The following is an 18977-nucleotide window of genomic DNA, read 5'->3' on the forward strand; positions in this document are numbered from 1 at the left end:
AGCAGGTTATGATCCGTGTATATGCACCCGCTTCAATCGGGAATTTTGCTGTTGGCTTTGATGCGCTAGGTGCTGCGCTGGCACCTATCGATGGCACCTTATTAGGTGATGTTGTCGAGGTGAGTGCCGCTGAGCAAGATACCTTTGTCTGCTCTGGCGACTATGCTCATAAATTGCCTGCTAATGCTGAAGAAAACTTGGCTTATCAATGTTTAATTCACTTTAAAGAACACGTTGCGCCGGCTATGCCAGCGGTAAAACTGGAGCTTAAAAAGAACTTACCAATTGGCTCAGGTTTAGGTTCAAGTGCGTGTTCTGTGGTGGCTGCGTTTGCAGCCCTTGATAAGTTTGCCGAAACGAACTTATCACAAGAGCAACTTATCGAGTTGATGGCTGATTTTGAAGCCATTGTTAGTGGCGGCCGTCATTACGATAACATCACGCCATGTTATTTAGGTGGTTTGCAATTAACTGGTGAACTTATTCCGAACAAGTCAATTTCGTTACCTGTTGATAATCAATGGTATTACGTAGCGGCTTTTCCAGGTTTTTCACTGAATACCGCAAAAGCGCGATCAGTACTGCCAAAGCAATTATCAATGCACGACAGTGTTGAGTTTGCACAGCGACTTTCTGCATTTAGTAGCTTATTGCTAACTGGTCGCTTTGATGCAGCGCTATCCATTATGAGTGATGAAATAGCTGAGCCACATCGCGCACCGCTCATTCAAGGCTTTGCAGAAGCTAAAAGTGCTTTACCAGAGCTTGGCGCAGAGATTGTCAGTATTTCGGGGGCGGGTCCAACATTATTTACCGTGTGTAAGAGCCTTGCAGCTGCACAAAAGTGTGCAGCGTGGCTGAATGATAATTACATCAATGAGCAGGGCTTTTGCCACATCTGTCAACTTGATCAGCTTGGCACACGACAGCTTTAAAGAATTTAAGGAATAAACATGCAATTACATAATTTAAAAGATGAAACACAACAGGTGTCGTTTGTTGAAGCGGTAAAAACGGGTTTAGGGCGTAACCAAGGGGTGTTCTTCCCAGAAAGCCTAACGCCAATTCAAGACATTGATGCGTTATTAGATTTGGACTTTGTTAGCCGTAGCAGCAAGATTTTATCGCACCTAATTGGTGATGAATTACCTGCCGATACCGTTGCTCAGATGGTGCAAAATGCGTTTAACTTTGATGTGAAGTTGGTAGAAGTTGAAAAAGACATTTATTGCTTAGAGCTATTTCATGGTCCAACGCTTGCGTTTAAAGACTTTGGTGGCCGTTTTATGGCTGAATGTCTTGCGCAATTTAACCAAGGCGAAAAAGTCACGATTTTAACGGCTACATCAGGCGACACTGGGGCTGCGGTTGCTCATGCATTTTATAATAAGCCTAATATTGATGTCGTGATCTTATACCCGAAAGGGAAAATATCACTGGCGCAGCAAAAGCTATTCACAACGTTAGGTAATAACATTCACTGCTATGCTGTTGATGGTAGCTTTGATGATTGTCAAAGCATGGTAAAACAAGCGTTTTTAGACGATGAAGTTAAACAAAAGCTAGGTCTAAACTCTGCTAACTCAATCAACATCAGTCGTTTAGTTGCACAGGTATGCTATTACTTTGAAGCCATTGCTCAATTACCTAAAGAGCAGCGTAGTAAAGCACATATCTCAGTACCAAGTGGTAACTTTGGTAATGTGTGCGCTGCAATGATTGGAGCAGTGCTTGGTATGCCGGTTGCTAAATTAAGTGCCACAACGAATCAAAACGACACGGTGCCACGTTTTTTACGAAATAAAGAATGGGCACCGAATGACACACTTGAGTCGTTATCGAACGCAATGGATGTGAGTAAACCGAATAACTGGCCACGTGTTCAGTTTATGTTGGATAACAAATGGTTTAGCTATGATGATTTTTACTCAAGCTGTGTAGGTGAAGAAGAAACAAAAGAGGTGATGAAAAAAATTCATCAAACGGGTTACATTGCAGAGCCTCATACTGCAATTGCTTATCAAGGCTTGAAAGAAAATCTAGCAGACGGCAGCGCAGGCATCTTTTTAGCGACTGCACACCCAGCTAAATTTAAAGAAAGTGTTGAAGAAATTTTAGATATCGAATTGCCTATGCCGAAACCACTTGCTGATGCATTAGCAAAGCAATGTTTAGCTGAAGATATCAAGTTTGATTATCAATTGCTTCGCACTGAGCTACTAAGTAAACTCGCGTAATATCCATAAAAAAGAGCGGCTTAGCCGCTCTTTTTTATATTGCTTATTTTAATGAAGTAGTGAATGGCTATGACGGTTTAAAACTCGCATAATGAGAATTACCAAAGAGGCGATACACAGTAACACACTGATAATTGAGATTATTTCGTTTTGTGTCCACTGAATTAAAGTGAACGCTGAAATGAATAAAATAAATGGTTTAAATTCATAGTAATAGTGAGATTTCGTTTGTTTTATTCTTTGGCTTGAGTGATCAGTTCTTCTGGCCTCAGAGCGCATACGCCACACATTAGCGCCCATTAAAAACAGTATTATACCGATTAAAGTTGGCACACTATCCTTGGCTAACGTAATACAACTCACCCCGAGAAAGAAGTACACATAAGGGACAACTTCGTAAATTGGTTTGGCTAACATGTCTCGCTATCATCCATGATACTAACTAATACTATAAGATTAGTTGGTGTTAGTGGAAATACAAGTATCAGCGGGCACTTTTTAATTTAGTGACATTTTAAAAATATATGTAATATTTTAAATTTATAAATTTTTGTTATGTATCAATAAAAAAATATCATTATTAAAACACTGTGAAATAAATTCAATCCCTGTTTAAATATGTTCATCTTTACACGATAGGCAAAAGTGCGTTTTAAGCGTACAATATAGCCTTCAAAAAAACACCATACACGTTGCCTTAGGAGACCCCATGTTAGAACGTAGCATGAATATTTCGGATTTCGATCCAGAGTTATTTGCAGCCATCAATAAAGAGACGGCTCGTCAAGAAGAGCACATCGAACTGATCGCGTCTGAAAACTACTGTAGCCCACGCGTGCTTGAAGCACAGGGCTCTCAGCTAACGAACAAATATGCTGAAGGCTACCCAGGCAAACGTTACTATGGCGGTTGTGAGCACGTTGACGTTGTTGAGCAACTGGCTATTGACCGTGCAAACGAATTATTCGGTACTGACTACGCTAACGTTCAACCTCACGCAGGTTCACAAGCAAACGCAGCTGTTTTCCAAGCGCTTCTTCAGCCGCACGATACAGTACTAGGTATGAGCTTAGCTCATGGTGGCCACTTAACTCACGGCTCACACGTTAACTTTTCTGGTAAAACGTACAATGCAATTCAATACGGCCTAAATGAAGAGACAGGCGAAATTGATTATGCTCAAGTTGAAGCACTTGCATTAGAGCACAAGCCAAAAATGATCATCGCTGGTTTCTCTGCATACTCTGGCGTTGTTGATTGGGCTAAATTCCGTGAAATCGCTGACAAAGTAGGTGCATACTTATTCGTAGATATGGCTCACGTTGCTGGTCTTATCGCAGCGGGTGTATACCCAAGCCCAATCCCTCACGCACACGTTGTTACTACAACAACTCACAAAACATTAGCGGGTCCTCGTGGCGGTCTAATCGTTTCTGCATGTGGTGATGAAGAGATTTACAAAAAGCTAAACAGCGCTGTATTCCCTGGTGGTCAAGGTGGTCCTTTATGTCACATCATCGCTGCTAAAGCGGTTGCGTTTAAAGAAGCATTACAACCAGAGTTTAAAACGTACCAAGCACAAGTTGTTAAGAACGCTCAAGCTATGGTTGAAGTTCTTCAAGAGCGTGGCTACAAAGTTGTTTCTGGTAAAACAGACAACCACTTATTCCTTCTTGACCTAATCGATAAAGATATCACAGGTAAAGATGCTGACGCTGCACTAGGTAATGCAAACATCACAGTTAACAAAAACTCAGTACCAAACGACCCACGTTCACCGTTTGTAACGTCTGGTCTTCGTATTGGTTCTCCGGCTATTACTCGCCGTGGCTTCAAAGAAGCTGAGTCAAAAGAGCTTGCGGGCTGGATCTGTGACGTACTAGACAACATCAACGATGAGTCTGTACAAGCAGAAGTAAAAGAGAAAGTGAAAGCTATCTGTAAAAAATTACCAGTTTACGCTTAATTACTGGTTAAACCGTAATTAAGATAACAATAGCGTTGTTTTTTGCTATTATAAGGGCCGCTTACTAAGCGGCCTTTTTTTGTTTTTTATAAACGGAAGTTGAACCCTATGCATTGCCCTTTTTGCACCGCAAAAGATACCAAAGTAATTGATTCTCGACTTGTTGGCGGTGGTCACCAAGTGAGACGTCGACGTGAATGTAACGAATGCCATGAGCGCTTTACCACCTTTGAAGGCGCTGAGCTTGTGATGCCAAGAGTCATCAAGCAAGACGGTAGCCGCGAACCATTTAATGAAGACAAGTTACTCAATGGCTTGCATCGCGCTTTAGAGAAACGCCCTGTTAGCACTGAGCAGGTCGATGAAGTCGTTAATATCATTAAATCTCAACTTCGTGCCACGGGTGAACGTGAGATCTCTAGCCATTTAATTGGCGAGTGCATCATGGAGTCACTAAAGAAACTCGACAAAGTAGCCTATGTGCGCTTTGCATCGGTTTATCGTTCATTTGAAGATATTCGCGAGTTTGGTGAAGAAATCGCTCGTTTAGGTGATTAATCATGTCGTTTACAGAGCTTGATACAGCTTATATGGCGCGTGCCATTGAGCTTGCTAAACAAGGTCGTTTTACTACGACGCCAAACCCGAATGTTGGCTGTGTTTTGGTTAAAGATGGCGAAATAGTCGGTGAAGGGTTTCATCAATTAGCAGGGCAGGGCCATGCTGAAGTGAATGCCTTGGCTGTAGCTGGCGACAACGCGAAAGGCGCCACTGCTTATGTGACTTTAGAGCCTTGTAGTCATTATGGACGCACTCCACCTTGTGCCGAAGGTTTAAAAGCAGCGGGTGTTAGCAAGGTGATTGCCGCTATGGTCGACCCAAACCCTGCGGTGAGTGGTCGCGGCCTACAAATTTTAGCCGACGCCGGTATTAGCGTTGCATCTGGTTTACTTGAACAGCAAGCGCGCGATTTAAACAAAGGTTTTTTAAAGCGTATGGAATCAGGATTGCCATATGTGACTTGTAAAATGGCATGTAGTTTAGATGGTAAAACTGCGCTAAATAACGGCCAAAGTAAATGGATAACAGGCTCTAAAGCACGCCAAGACGTGCAAGCGTTTCGTGCCCAAAGTTGCGCGATACTCACTGGTGCAGATACGGTTTTGACCGATAATGCAAAACTGAATGTTCGCATTGAAGAGCTTCCATTTACCATGCCAACCTCGCTGCCTTTACGCCAGCCGACCCGAGTCATTATTGATTCACAAAATAGGTTAACGCCTGAGCTTGCGTTATTCAGCATCGAGAGCTCGGTGATTATTTTTACCACGTCGCTTGATAATCAGCATCAATGGCCTCATTTTGTTAAGCACGAAGTGGTGCCAGCAGTTAACAATAAAGTTGATTTATCGGCCCTTTTAAAGCGTCTTACTGAACTACAAGTTAATCATGTTTGGCTCGAAGCAGGTGCGACCCTCGCTGGCGTGTTTGCTGAGCAAGATTTAATTGACGAATACATTGTTTATATTGCTCCTAAGTTAATAGGTGATTTGGGCAAAAGCTTACTAAACTTTGCAGAAGTCACCATGATGAGTGATATCACTGAGCTGACCTTTACTGATACAGTGATGATTGGTGACGACATCCGCATAACCGCGAAAAAAGCAAAGCAAGCCACATATATTGAAAATAAAGAGTAGCACTATGTTTACTGGAATAATTGAAGCAACAGGTAAAATTGTTGAACTAACACAAAAGCAAGGTGATCTAGCTATTCGTATCCAAAGCAATAATTTGGATATGAAAGACGTCAAGCTCGGTGACAGTATTGCCACCAACGGTGTGTGTTTAACGGTTGTCGCTAAATATAGCGATGGTTTTAGTGCTGACTTATCAAACGAAACAATCAGCTTAACTGGATTTGCACATTACAAAAAAGGCCAAACAGTTAATCTCGAAAAAGCCATGCAACCACTTTCTCGCTTAGGTGGGCACTTGGTATCAGGCCATGTTGATGGTATTGCGACGGTAGAAAGTATTAGTCCTAATGCTCGTGCAACAGAGTATTGGCTAAGTACCAACAGCGATTTAATGAAATACATTCCCTACAAAGGTTCGGTATGTATTGATGGTATTAGTTTAACGGTCAACGAAGTCGAGCAAAATCGCTTTAAGTTGACGATTGTTCCACATACCGCTGAGCAAACAACGATTGCAGAATTTCAGGTGGGTACTCAGGTGAACTTAGAAGTTGACCAGATTGCTCGCTATTTAGAGCGCCTAATAAAAGGGGCTGAACAACCTTCCCGTTCAGACATATCAATGAGCTTGCTAGCACAAGCTGGCTTTATTAAATAAGCACGGATAGGTCAAATTAATCATACTCTCATGGGCACATTATGAATTTACACAGCGCGCAAGAAATTATCGATGACATTAAAGCCGGTAAAATGGTTATTTTAATGGACGATGAAGACAGAGAAAATGAAGGCGATTTAATCATCGCAGCAGAACATATTAGTGCTGATGCCATCAACTTTATGGCAACACACGGCCGTGGTTTAATTTGTTTAACCATGACACAAGAGCGTTGTCAGCAGTTAGAATTACCACTTATGGTCAAAAACAACGGTGCTGCCTTTTCAACTAATTTCACTATGTCGATTGAAGCGGCTAAAGGCGTAACAACGGGTATTTCTGCGGCCGACCGCGCACGCACAGTGCAAGCGGCTATCGCTAAAGGTGCCGTGCCGAGCGATATTGTACAACCAGGGCATATTTTTCCAATTATGGCGCAGCCAGGTGGCGTGTTAACACGTGCCGGTCATACTGAAGCGGGTTGTGATTTAGCGCGTTTAGCGGGTCTTGAGCCTTCATCAGTGATTGTTGAAATTTTAAATGCAGATGGCACCATGGCACGTCGCCCAGATCTCGAAGTATTTGCGAAAGAGCATGACTTAAAAATTGGCACCATTGCGGATTTAATCGAGTACAGAAACCTAAACGAAACCACCATTGAGCGCGTTGCTAAATGTAAACTGCCAACCGAGCATGGTGAGTTTGATTTAGTGACCTACAAAGACACTATTGATGGTCAGCTTCATTATGTTTTACAAAAAGGTGACGTATCAAAAGATGAGCCAACGTTAGTACGTGTTCACTTACAAAGTACGTTTAATGATATTTTGCTCTCAGATCGCAATGCAGACCGTAGTTGGGGGTTATCTGATGCAATGGCTTATATTGCTAAACATGATGGTGTGTTAGTAATTTTAGGTAAACAAGAGTCAACCGAAGAGCTTGAAGCAACGGTAAAAGCATTTGCCGCTGAAGATGCGGGTGAAAATGTTAGTCATCGTAAATTCCAAGGTACATCGCGTACCGTGGGGGTCGGCTCTCAGATCCTAGCTGATTTAGGTATTGAAAAGATGCGTTTAATGAGCCGTCCGAAAAAGTACCATGCGTTATCTGGTTTCCACTTAGAGGTGGTTGATTACGTTGAGCCGCAGTCTTAATTAACTAGGCTACTTTTATATTTTTGTGGTATTATGCGCCGTAATTTTTGCGCAATCGCAACCGCTTAAACTTATTTTTTAGGGTTATTAAATGAAAATTATTGAAGGTAACAAATACGCACCAGGCAAAAAATTTGCCATTGTCATTTCTCGCTTTAATGACTTTATTGGTAGCAGCCTATTAGCAGGTGCTGTTGATGAGCTTAAGCGCACAGGTGGCGTATCTGACGACGACATTACCGTTGTTTACGTACCAGGTGCCGTTGAATTACCTTTAGCAGCGAAACGCGTTGCAGCAAAGAAAGAACACGATGCAATCATCGCTTTAGGCGTAGTGATCAGAGGTGGTACGCCACACTTTGATTTAGTCGCTGGCGAATCAAACAAAGGTCTTGCACAAGTATCTCTTGAGTATGATATCCCGGTTGCATTTGGCGTATTAACCACTGAAAGCATTGAGCAAGCAATTGAGCGCGCAGGTACCAAAATGGGTAATAAAGGCGGCGAAGCTGCTTTAGGTGCGCTTGAAATGGTTAATGTGTTAGACAAAATTTAAGTTTAAGGAATCTCTGTGAAACCAGCAGCAAGACGTAAAGCACGTATCTTAGCACTTCAAGCCGTATACTCTTGGCAGTTAAGCGGTAACCCAATTGCTGACATTGAACAGCAAATGTTAATTGAAAATGATGTGACTAAAATCGACGTCGAATATTTCAAAGACCTAGCACGCGGTGTTGTTGTTAACTGTAAGCAATTAGATGAAATCGTTGCACCACATTTAGCACGCCCAGCTGATGAGTTAGACATGGTCGAAAAAGCAATTTTACGTCTGTCTGGCTACGAGCTGAAATTCCGTGAAGACGTACCTTATAAAGTAGCAATCAATGAAGGCATTGAGCTTGCGAAGATGTTTGGTGCTGAAGATAGTCATAAATTTGTTAACGGTGTACTTGATAAAGCAGTGAAAGAGCTGCGCAAGTAATCAACCCCGTAAAGGAGAGCCGGCTTGGGCCGGCTTTTTTGTGTATGAAGGAATTTGAATTAATCAATCGTTACTTTAAAGGTCGCGGCATTATTCGTCGTGATGTAAACCTTGGAATTGGTGACGATTGTGCGTTAGTAACCGTGCCTGAAAACTGCCAACTGGCAGTAACAACAGATACCTTAGTCGCGGGTGTACACTTTTTTGATGATATATCACCGCGTGCCCTAGGACATCGTGCTTTAGCCGTTAATTTAAGTGACTTGGCTGCAATGGGCGCTGAACCTACGTGGGTTTCGGTTGGTTTAACATTGCCAGAAGCTAATATAGAGTGGCTTGAACAGTTCACCGAAGGCATGCATGAGATTGCAGAGTACTTCAATGTGCAGATCATTGGCGGTGACACAACACAAGGGCCTTTAACGATTACCATTTGTGCTAAAGGCATCGTACCTCAAGGTAAAGCGTTGCGTCGTAGTGGTGCCAAAGTGGGCGATTGGATTTATGTAACTGGTCCACTGGGGGATGCTGGTGTAGCAATAGAAGCACGTAAGCAAGGCCTTGATATTGCCCCAGAACATTTAAGCTATTTAAATAATCGCTTCGATTACCCGACGCCTCGAGTGGCTGCAGGGCAAGTTTTACGCGGTGCAGCCTCATCAGCCATTGATATTTCTGATGGTTTACTGGCAGATTTAGGCCATATTTTAGCGCTATCGCAAGTTAGTGCTGTGATTAATGTTGATAAAGTGCCTGTGTCAGATGCCTTAAATTCTTCAATTCCACGTAAAGAGCAGTTTGATTACATTCTAAATTACGGTGACGACTACGAGTTGTTGTTTACTGTGCCTGAAAGTAATAAAAGCATGGTAGATATGAAACTACGCCAGTACGGTGTTGAAGCGAGTTGTGTTGGGCAAATTCAAAGTGGCGAAGGCGAGATTGAGCTATTACTTGATGGTGAAAAATTTAACTATCAAGGTAAGGGCTTTCAGCATTTTACGAAGGAGCCGGTTTGAGCAGTAACCGTTTATTCAATTTAAAACGCCCACACCAGTTTTTTGGTTTGGGTTTTGGTTTAGGTCTTGCGCCTAAAGCACCAGGCACCTTCGGTACATTTGCTGCCTTACCATTTATTTTTATAACTATGTACTTTCCATTGTGGTTACAGGTGGTGTTCGCCATCGTGATCAGTGTGTTTGGTATTTGGGCCTGTGGTAAAACAGCCGATGACTTAGGAGTACATGATCATCCAGCCATTGTTTGGGATGAAGTTGCTGGTTATTATATCACCATGATAGGTGCCGCATTAAGTTGGCAGTCATTATTGGTTGGTTTTTTATTGTTCCGCTTTTTTGATATTGCTAAACCAGGTCCTATCCGAATTTTAGATAGACGTTTACACGGTGGCTTGGGCATCATGGCTGATGATATTTTAGCAGGTATATTTTCATTAATTTGTGTTCAAGCCTTGTTTAAAGCAGGCTATTTACCTTTTTAAACGATGAGTTAGGTGTTACTTGGTGGCAAGTATATGATGCGATTTATAATCCTCTGTTTGTTGATGCTTTGCAGCACGTCTGCATTTGCGTCTATTACCGACTACGTCGTTAAACAGTGGAATATCCAAAATGGCTTGCCCTCACAATCTTTAAAAAGTATTGCTCAAGATGAGCAAGGCTATATGTGGCTAGGCACACAGTTTGGCCTAAGTCGCTTTGATGGAAATACCTTTACTAACTTCAATACACAAAATAGCGATTTTCTACCTAGTAATGGTATTAATAAGCTATTGGTAGATAGCACCGGGTTACTTTGGGTTGGTACCAAAAATGGTTTGGTAACACTTGATCCTAAAACTATGATGTCGCAAACCTTTAACGTAAAAGGGCCTGTTCGCGATATTCTAGAAGACTCAAAAGGCAGTATTTGGATTGCAGCCAATGGCCTTTATTTCGTAGCACGTAATCAGGTTACATTAAATCAAAATTCAGCCTTGGTCGTGCCTGTATCCAATGCCACACCAATTACGCAAATTGTCGGTTCAGTCAGCCAAATGGCGCTATCACCAGAAGGTATATGGTTGGTCAATGAGCGTCACCTGTTGCGTTTAACAAATACCTCATCTGACTTTGCAAAACTACGTTTAGAACTTACCGCAAAAGTGTCATTGCCTGAGCGCCTAGCGCAGACCATTATTCATGATATGGCTTGGCTTGAGGGTAACTTATATTTAGCATCGGAGCTGGGTGCATACTTTCTTGATTTAGATGATGAGCTGCGTCCATTCCCACTCCCTAACGCGAGCAACTCAGCTGTTTATAAGTTTATGAGCGATTCAGATGGTGCGCTGTGGATTTCCACCTATGGTCGTTTATTATTTAGAGATAACTCAGGTGACTGGCAGTGGGTTGAGCCTAGTCAGTTAGATCAGAGCATCTGGTTTGCTGACATCTTTCGTGATAATCAAAATAATATTTGGCTGGCAAGCTTTAGTGAAGGTTTATGGCTTGCCCACGAAGGGCGAATAGAGCGCCATTCTGCTATTTCAAATATGACCGAAGCGGTGATGGCGATTAGCCAAGCGCCTGATGGTAAGTTATGGGTTGCTAACCGTAGTGGTGTTGGTTACTTCGATTACAATAAAAACTTTGTAAATCAAATACCCAGCAATCAATTTGGTCGCGCTGCGGTGCATGACTTACAATTTGATGGCGACCGCCTCTATATTGCCACTGGTCGAGGCGTTTTTTATTATGAAAACCAGCGTTTGTATACGGTACCTGGTAGAGCGCTTCGTGATAACCCCGTATTTGCAATTAGCAGTTCAAACAAAGGCGGTTTCTGGCTTGGCACGGGTCGGGGCATGTATCGGTTAAGTTATGGGGGATTAACGCCATTTGCTTACAACGCCTTTTTGAGCAGTAAATTTATAACCTACGTACTGGATGAGCAAAACTTTGGCTTAATTGGCACGAGTAAAGGTGCTTACTACTTTACCGACCGCGGTATTGAGAAAATTGGCGATCAGACCAGTTTAGAGAGTGCGTATGTGACCAGTATTTTAAATATCGACGGTGTGGGTATTTTAATTGGCTCTTTGAATGATGGCTTATTTTATCGAAGCACACAAGGGCAGTGGCGTCAGCTAGATGCTACAGACGGTTTACCTTATGGATCTATTTTCAGTCTTGTTTACGACAAACAACTAAAACGTATTTGGGTCAGTACCATGAAAGGCGTATACCGTATGCCGGTTGAGCAGTTTAGTACCGACATTGAGAGCTTGAAAGTTGAGCAGGTTATTTCGTCATTTGACCGCCAGCTTGATGGTAAGGCTAGCCAATGTTGTGCGGGTCTTGGTCATGATGCGGTGGCGGACACTGGTAATTCAATTTGGTATCCAAGCTTACAAGGGGTCGTTGAAATACCTAAAAGTGTTGAACTATTTGGTGTTAAAGCGCTTAAGCCACGTATTGAAAACATTACCACACCTCTTCGCCAAATGAGTACGGCTTCGCTTGGCGCTAAACCAGAATTACAAATTGATGAGCGAGATGTCACCATTAAGTACACCGCTATTGATTATTATGCTCCTTCAAGTATTGAGTTCCGTTACCGATTAAGTGGGTTAGATAGTCACTGGCGCTACGCAAACACACGTCGCGAAGCAATCTACACTAACTTACCACCGGGCTCTTTTTTATTTCATCTAGAAGCTAAACGCCGTGGTGAAGATTGGCAGAAAGCGCGCAGAACAGACTATGCGTTTGTTGTCCCACAACGATTTGATGAAACTATTTATTTTAGATTGCTCATTACAAGCAGCTTTATTTTATTATTCTATCTGGTCTTTTGGGTGTTTAGAGCGCAAGAAAAACGCAAGCAGTTAGCCCTTGAAAGCTTAGTAACAGAACGCACCGTAGAGCTACGTGAAGCGAACGATAAGCTCAACCAAGTAAACTCACAGCTTAAGCTAGTTAGTCACTCAGATGAGCTGACGGGGCTTCGTAGTCGTCGCTTCTTATTTGATCAACTCCCTAAGGATATTGAACATTTCCAGCGTAACTCGCAATCACTGCAAGCGCAGGGTAAATGCTTAGTATTGATGATTATTAATTTTGATAATTTTAGCCGTATCAATGACGCCTATGGACCGCTGGCTGGGGATAGTTGCTTACAGCAAATGGCTACACTGTTGAATAGTCGTACCCAAGGCTCTGATTATGTTGCACGTTGGAGCGGTGATGAGTTCTTACTTTTACTACGTGATTTTAAACGTTCTGGTATAGATAGTTATGCAGCTGAACTGTGTGAGGCTATTGCGGGTAATGCATTTAGACTTCCAAATGGAGAGTCAACAACCATTACTGCTTCTCTTGGATGGTCTTTTTATCCGCTTCCTTTGCTAGGTGGGCAAGTTATTGGTTGGGAAACATCAGTGAACCTTGCAGATATCGCGCTACATCAAGTTAAAAAGCGTGGTGGCGACGGGGTTGCTAATATAACGTTTGATGAGCAACTTGACGCATTTGAGTTTGAACAAACTCAAAATGTTGATCAGCAACTCAGTGCTCTTCAGGCTAATGGTCTAGCAGATATTAAAATCTGGATGCGCTAAATAAAAATGCCTTATCTAGGGCTAGATAAGGCATTGGAGGCCAACCAAGGCGCTTGTTACCTAAACGCCTATTGATGGTTTAGTGGTTAAGCCAAGCAGGTAAAATAGCCACCGACTCAGGCGCTGTAAATGAATAGCTAACATCTGCAGCGATATCGCCTCCAGGGCTATTTAAAATATTGTCGAAACGCATTACTAGACCGTTTGATTTCTCAGCCACATAGAGATGGCTGCCTGTGTACATAATATCTACAGGGTTACCAAGCTGACTAGCGGGACCTGCGATGTTAACGCTAACATTGGTTAAACCACTTGCCATTGATGCATTATTTATCACGTAAATTTTACCGTCTGTTGCATCCGCAGCACTGCCTACATCAGAGATAATTAACGAGTCACTGGTTGGGTCGTAGTCTATGCCATGAATGTTGGTTGGCGCCGCAAATGCAGTACCACCCGATGCAGGAGTAATTAAGCGATCTTCACCTGAAATAGTTGTCATGCCAGCTAGCCATTTGCTTTTAACTTCATCGAATACTGCAACCGTGCCATTGGTCAGTGCAACAAACGCTTTATCTGTTACAGGGTCATAGTCAACATCCCAAGGGCGCGTACTAGCACTAGGAGTCAGTGTCATGAGTGGGCTTACATCACCTGTTGCGCAGCTTGAAAATATCAAAACCCCAGGTGTAGTTGGATTGAATTCTGCAACAAATAGCATGCCAGCATCAGATGCTACATCAAGCCCCTTCGGTGAAATAATACCGGTATTTGCGCCAGTAATTAATCTGTCTTGGGCCATTGAAAAGCTTTCGCCATCACGAGAAGTCGCCACTTTAGTTGAAATTGCAACGCCGCCAATTGACGTGCTTGCATTATCAAATGTGGCATAGCTAGTGCCTGATTTGTCGAATGCAACACTCTCAATGGTTCGGCTTGCATTATAAGTCGCAAGCTCAGCTGTTAAAGGAGCATTTAAACGACTAATTTGCCCCGTAGTAGGGCCTACGGCTCCTGGGTTACTGCTGACTGCAACACCAAGTAGCGGCATATTCACCATGATACTATCAGAACTATCTTGCATATTGTTATGCATGATGGTTTCTGTAATTGATTCTGGTTTTGTGGTCGCAGTGACTAAGTCTGGCGAAATATCACCGCTTGGGCCTGCAAATATGTTACTAAATACCAGAACTGCGTCATTTGATTTTTCAGCGACTCTTAAGTCACTCCCTGTGAGGCTTATATCAACTGGGTTACCTAGCATAGACATAGGCCCTGCAATATGACGATCTACCGTGACCATGCCACTGGCTTGTGATGCATCAGAAATAACAAAAATTGCACCATCTGTTGCATCTGATGCACTGCCTACATCAGAGAGTACTAAGGTGTTAGTTTGCATATCAAGCGCGATGCCATGAATGTTGACTGAAACTTTAGCACCGCTGTCATCGCTAGGTGTAATTGTTCGGGCTGGCGTCGCTACAAAGCCACCACTGACGTAATTGTCATAAACTGCTACATCACCATTGGTTAGCGCAACGTATAAACGATCGTTGTCATCATCGTAGGTTAAGTCCCATGGTTTTGCAGCTGTGGTGGTTGTTGCAAGTGGGGCCACATCACCTGCGGCTTCTTTACCGAATACAGTGACTTGCATCGCATTAAAATCAGCAATCAGCACCAAGCCATGCTTATGAGATACATGAATACCTTTGGGATTGACAAGGGTTGTGTTAGTACCGCTTATCATACGATCGATACTGCTGTTATAGCTGCCATCGCCACGACTAAGCACCTGACATACGGTACTTAACGAGCCATTAGCAGAATCTGCTGCTTGCACTAAGTTACCTAAGCTATCGAATGCAACACCTTCATTGGCACCACTATTAAACGTACTTAACTTAGCCGCATTTTGGTCAATCAAGTTGACTGTGCCTGCGTTATCAGCGCCATTGTTAGCTAGAATAAAGGTGGCTGCCGCAAAGCCTGGCGCCCCATTTTGCCCATCCATTCCATCCGAACCATCTTGTCCTGCAACACCTTGTTGACCTGCTGCACCGTCTTTACCATCATCGCCACTACAGCCTGCAATACCAATCGTAACAGCGAGCGCTAAGGCCGAAAATGTTAACTTCATAAGTTTAGACTGAGTGTCAATTTGTTCTACTGCTAGGTTGTTTTTAAACGCTTTCATTTGTTCATACCTTCTTTAATATTCCATCAAATGTGAACAGACATCTGTTTTGCTTAGCACAGCTTAAAAGCATTACTTGCTCACAGGTTAACCTCAGTGAATAAACGAAGAAGGGATAATGTTGGATGCAGAAAAATTAATTATTTTTCAATTTTTTTAGATGTGATTGTTCTATAAATAAAAAAGGAGCTCTATGCTCCTTTTTGTAAATTAATGTCAGGCTATGAATGCGTTGATACTGGTTACTATTCCTTGGGTATCTAATCCCATTTCTGCATGCATCTCTTGCTGAGTGCCATGCTTAATGAATTCATCAGGAATACCTAAGTTCAATATTTTTACACTTGCCTTAGCGGCTGCTAAATACTCATTAACTGCCGAGCCAGCACCACCAGCTATGGCGTTGTCTTCTAATGTCACAAGTACATCGTGCTCTGCGAGTAAGTCATCAATAGCTTGTGTATCAAGCGGCTTAATAAAACGCATATCAAGTAAGCTGGCGTTGAGTTCCTTTGCCGCCAGTTCAGCGTTTTCTAGTAATGTACCAAACGATAAAATCGCCACTTTACTGCCTTTGCGTATAGTGCGTGCACGGCCTATTTCAATTGCGCTCATTTGCGTTTCAACGTCACAATTGCCCGCACTACCACGTGGGTAGCGAACTGCTACTGGTTGATTACATTGGTAACCAGTGTAAAGCATTTGTCGGCACTCATTGGTGTCGCTTGGTGCCATGATGATCATGTTTGGTATGCAGCGCATAAAGCTTAAGTCGTAGGCACCTTGGTGAGTTTCACCGTCTGCGCCAACAATACCTGCACGGTCAATGGCAAATAAAACAGGAAGGTTTTGTAGTGCCACATCATGAATGAGCTGATCATATGCACGTTGTAAAAAGCTTGAGTAAATGGCAACAACTGGTTTTAAGCCTTCGCATGCTAAACCTGCTGCCAGTGTTACTGCATGTTGTTCCGCAATAGCAACGTCAAAGTATTGCTCGGGGTATTCTTTCGAAAAGCGTACCATGCCTGAGCCTTCACGCATTGCTGGGGTAATTGCCATCAGCTTGTCGTCTTGTGCTGCCATATCACAAAGCCAGTCACCAAACACATTAGAGAATGTAGCGGCTCCTGGTTTTGATTTGGGTAGTTTTGACATGCTTGGATCAAATTTTGGTACACCGTGGTAGCCAATAGGGTCCGCTTCAGCAGGTTTATAACCTTTCCCTTTTTGCGTTTTTATGTGCAGTAATTGTGGGCCTTTAAGATTACGCATATTGCGTAAGGTATCAACCAACATGTTTACATCGTGCCCATCAATCGGGCCGATATAATTTAAACCTAGCTCTTCAAAGAAAGTGCCGGGGATGACCATACCTTTTAAGTGCTCTTCCATGCGACTTGCCAGCTCTTTTACTGGAGGCAAACCTGATAGCAGCTTTTTGCTGCCTTCACGGATGTTGGTATAAAAGCTACCTGATAAGATTCGTGCAAAATGGTTGTTTAGTGCACCCACGTTTTCAGAAATCGACATTTCATTATCATTTAAGATAATTAATACGTTAGGGTTTACATCACCCATGTGGTTCATCGCTTCGAATGCCATACCTGCAGTAATCGCACCATCACCAATAACAGCCACTGTTTTTCGATCTTTACCTTCTTTTTCAGCGGCAATGGCCATTCCTAGTGCGGCTGAAATTGATGTACTTGAGTGACCTACACTAAATGTGTCGTACTGGCTTTCTTCGCGAAATGGGAAAGGGTGTAAACCGTCTTTTTGACGAATAGTATGCATTTGGTCACGGCGACCCGTTAAAATTTTATGTGGGTAGGCTTGATGGCCTACATCCCAAACGAGTCGATCAGAGGGCGTGTTATAGACATAATGCAGAGCGACAGTTAATTCAACTGTGCCTAACCCTGAGGCTAAATGACCACTACTTTGCGAGACTGAGTTAAGCAGGTACTCGCGTAACTCTTTACTAAACGCAGGTAATTTATCTTGCGCTAAATCACGCAGCTGTGCTGGCTCGTCAACCAAACTTAATAATGGATACTTGCTACTATCAAGTGTCATGATTTTATATACATCCTTCGCTAACCAGAGTGCATTATAGCTTATTGTGACTCTGATTTTTTAGTTATTTTGTCGTTGTTTTACGCATCAATATTTGCGTTCAACAATATAGTTGGCAAGCCTTGCCAGTTCACTCGTATCGAAATTAATCGCCTCTAAAGCTTGATGTGCCTGTGCGAGTAAATCTTGCGCTTTTTGCTTTGCGCCATCCAGTCCTAAAAGAGCGGGGTAGGTTGCTTTATTCGCTGCAATATCTGACCCTTGTGGTTTGCCAAGTGTTTCTGTATCTGCTTCGACATCTAGGATATCGTCTTGTACCTGAAAAGCCAGACCTATCGCTTGTCCAAACAAATTAAGCTGTTTTAATGTGTACTCGTCACATTGATTGGCACACAATGCACCTAGGGTTATTGCACAATTAAGCAGTGCCCCTGTCTTCAGTTGATGAATACGCTCTAATTGTTCGACACTGATTTCATTATTCGTCGCACTAATGTCAAGCGCTTGACCACCTACCATACCTTCAATACCTGAGGCTTTGCTTAATGAGGCGATCATTTTTATTTGCTGCGCTGGCGGTACAGAAAAAGGATGATTGGCAATTAAGTCAAAGGCAAGTGTTTGTAGTGCATCACCTGCAAGAATAGCGTTTGCTTCACCATACACTATATGGCAAGTAGGGCGGCCACGTCGCAGATCGTCATCATCCATTGCTGGTAAGTCATCATGAACTAGTGAATAGCTATGGATACACTCAATGGCTGCTGCAAGAATATCAAGGTCTTTTTTCTGTGCCCCCATCATCCTACCTGTTGCATAAACAAGGTATGGACGTAATCGTTTGCCGCCATTTAACACGCCATAATGAGTGGCTTCTTTTATTGTTTGTTCGGTATCTAAAGGCTGATCAAAATAGTGATTAAGTGTTGCTTCAACATCATTGCGCGCATCTTGCAGTTGGTCTATTAATTGCACTGAAATTAGTCCAAATTTGAATCGAAATTGCTCAGTGGAGCTTGGCTATCGTTACCCATAAGTATGGCAACTTTTTGTTCTGCTTGTTGTAGTTTACCTGATGAGGCATTAGCTAATGCAATACCACGTTCAAACTGCTTAAGAGATTGCTCTAATGACAAGTCACCCTGTTCCATTTGTACAACAATATTAGATAATTCATCCAAGGCTTCTTCAAAGCTCAAGTTTTCTGGTTTCTTCGCTGCCATAGTGGCCTCACTAGCTGATAGAAAGTGAGGCCAATTTTAGGGGGAATGCTAAACTAGGTCAAAGAATGATGTGTTTTTTTACGCATAAAGCAACGCCAATATGTTATTTTTACGCTTTTAGACACAAGATAAACTTGTAGCTTGAGAAACT

At 42.7% G+C, this 18977-nt stretch carries 17 protein-coding genes; 12 read left to right on the forward strand and 5 right to left on the reverse strand.

What is annotated here, in order from left to right; all coding sequences use genetic code 11:
- Positions 1–8: 8 nt before the first annotated feature.
- Positions 9–935: a homoserine kinase gene (thrB, locus tag L3Q70_RS03590; protein WP_237114862.1), complete on the forward strand. Its 927-nt coding sequence runs from the start codon at positions 9–11 to the stop codon at positions 933–935.
- Positions 936–953: 18 nt separating this feature from the next.
- Positions 954–2237, forward strand: a complete 1284-nt coding sequence (thrC, locus tag L3Q70_RS03595; RefSeq protein ID WP_237114863.1) for a threonine synthase — start codon at positions 954–956, stop codon at positions 2235–2237.
- Positions 2238–2285: 48 nt separating this feature from the next.
- On the opposite strand, the gene L3Q70_RS03600 is transcribed toward thrC, so the two are convergent.
- Complete coding sequence (locus L3Q70_RS03600; RefSeq protein ID WP_062570196.1) at positions 2286–2654, reverse strand: hypothetical protein; 369 nt, start codon at positions 2652–2654, stop codon at positions 2286–2288.
- A 292-nt stretch (positions 2655–2946) separates the two neighbouring features.
- On the opposite strand from L3Q70_RS03600, the gene glyA reads away from it, so the two are divergent.
- The 10 genes from glyA to L3Q70_RS03650 all read left to right on the forward strand — a co-directional run bounded on the left by glyA (position 2947) and on the right by L3Q70_RS03650 (position 13321).
- Entirely contained in the window at positions 2947–4203 is a 1257-nt protein-coding gene (gene glyA / locus L3Q70_RS03605) for a serine hydroxymethyltransferase (protein ID WP_062570197.1), read from the forward strand.
- A gap of 108 nt (positions 4204–4311) precedes the next feature.
- Positions 4312–4761 (forward strand): transcriptional regulator NrdR, encoded by a 450-nt coding sequence (nrdR, locus tag L3Q70_RS03610; RefSeq protein WP_054552576.1) that lies wholly within the window; start codon positions 4312–4314, stop codon positions 4759–4761.
- A 2-nt stretch (positions 4762–4763) separates the two neighbouring features.
- Positions 4764–5903, forward strand: coding sequence for a bifunctional diaminohydroxyphosphoribosylaminopyrimidine deaminase/5-amino-6-(5-phosphoribosylamino)uracil reductase RibD (ribD, locus tag L3Q70_RS03615; protein WP_237114864.1), 1140 nt, complete (start codon positions 4764–4766; stop codon positions 5901–5903).
- A 4-nt stretch (positions 5904–5907) separates the two neighbouring features.
- On the forward strand, positions 5908–6561 hold the full coding sequence (locus L3Q70_RS03620) for a riboflavin synthase (protein ID WP_193988389.1): 654 nt from the start codon (positions 5908–5910) through the stop codon (positions 6559–6561).
- 41 nt (positions 6562–6602) lie between these two features.
- The gene (ribBA, locus tag L3Q70_RS03625) at positions 6603–7718 is read left to right on the forward strand and encodes a bifunctional 3,4-dihydroxy-2-butanone-4-phosphate synthase/GTP cyclohydrolase II (RefSeq protein ID WP_237114865.1); all 1116 of its coding nucleotides are present in this window, start codon (positions 6603–6605) and stop codon (positions 7716–7718) included.
- Positions 7719–7809: 91 nt separating this feature from the next.
- Positions 7810–8274 (forward strand): 6,7-dimethyl-8-ribityllumazine synthase, encoded by a 465-nt coding sequence (ribE, locus tag L3Q70_RS03630; RefSeq protein ID WP_036966328.1) that lies wholly within the window; start codon positions 7810–7812, stop codon positions 8272–8274.
- A 15-nt stretch (positions 8275–8289) separates the two neighbouring features.
- The gene (nusB, locus tag L3Q70_RS03635; protein ID WP_054552571.1) at positions 8290–8700 is read left to right on the forward strand and encodes a transcription antitermination factor NusB; all 411 of its coding nucleotides are present in this window, start codon (positions 8290–8292) and stop codon (positions 8698–8700) included.
- A gap of 44 nt (positions 8701–8744) precedes the next feature.
- Positions 8745–9719, forward strand: coding sequence for a thiamine-phosphate kinase (gene thiL / locus L3Q70_RS03640; RefSeq protein WP_193988390.1), 975 nt, complete (start codon positions 8745–8747; stop codon positions 9717–9719).
- The gene (locus tag L3Q70_RS03645; protein ID WP_193988391.1) at positions 9716–10201 is read left to right on the forward strand and encodes a phosphatidylglycerophosphatase A; all 486 of its coding nucleotides are present in this window, start codon (positions 9716–9718) and stop codon (positions 10199–10201) included. The genes thiL and L3Q70_RS03645 overlap by 4 nt, the downstream gene beginning before the upstream one ends.
- A 33-nt stretch (positions 10202–10234) precedes the next feature.
- The gene (locus tag L3Q70_RS03650; protein ID WP_062570203.1) at positions 10235–13321 is read left to right on the forward strand and encodes a ligand-binding sensor domain-containing diguanylate cyclase; all 3087 of its coding nucleotides are present in this window, start codon (positions 10235–10237) and stop codon (positions 13319–13321) included.
- Positions 13322–13400: 79 nt separating this feature from the next.
- Here L3Q70_RS03650 and L3Q70_RS03655 read toward each other — a convergent pair whose 3' ends face one another.
- From L3Q70_RS03655 to xseB, 4 genes are all read right to left on the reverse strand, one after another.
- The gene (locus L3Q70_RS03655; protein WP_237114866.1) at positions 13401–15524 is read right to left on the reverse strand and encodes a hypothetical protein; all 2124 of its coding nucleotides are present in this window, start codon (positions 15522–15524) and stop codon (positions 13401–13403) included.
- Between the two features lie 216 nt (positions 15525–15740).
- Positions 15741–17603, reverse strand: a complete 1863-nt coding sequence (gene dxs, locus L3Q70_RS03660) for a 1-deoxy-D-xylulose-5-phosphate synthase (protein ID WP_193988392.1) — start codon at positions 17601–17603, stop codon at positions 15741–15743.
- 87 nt (positions 17604–17690) lie between these two features.
- Entirely contained in the window at positions 17691–18578 is an 888-nt protein-coding gene (ispA, locus tag L3Q70_RS03665) for a (2E,6E)-farnesyl diphosphate synthase (RefSeq protein ID WP_062570205.1), read from the reverse strand.
- A gap of 5 nt (positions 18579–18583) precedes the next feature.
- The gene (gene xseB / locus L3Q70_RS03670) at positions 18584–18826 is read right to left on the reverse strand and encodes an exodeoxyribonuclease VII small subunit (protein WP_062570206.1); all 243 of its coding nucleotides are present in this window, start codon (positions 18824–18826) and stop codon (positions 18584–18586) included.
- Positions 18827–18977: the final 151 nt, after the last annotated feature.

This window comes from Pseudoalteromonas sp. CF6-2 (assembly GCF_021729425.1).
GTDB lineage: Bacteria > Pseudomonadota > Gammaproteobacteria > Enterobacterales > Alteromonadaceae > Pseudoalteromonas > Pseudoalteromonas arabiensis.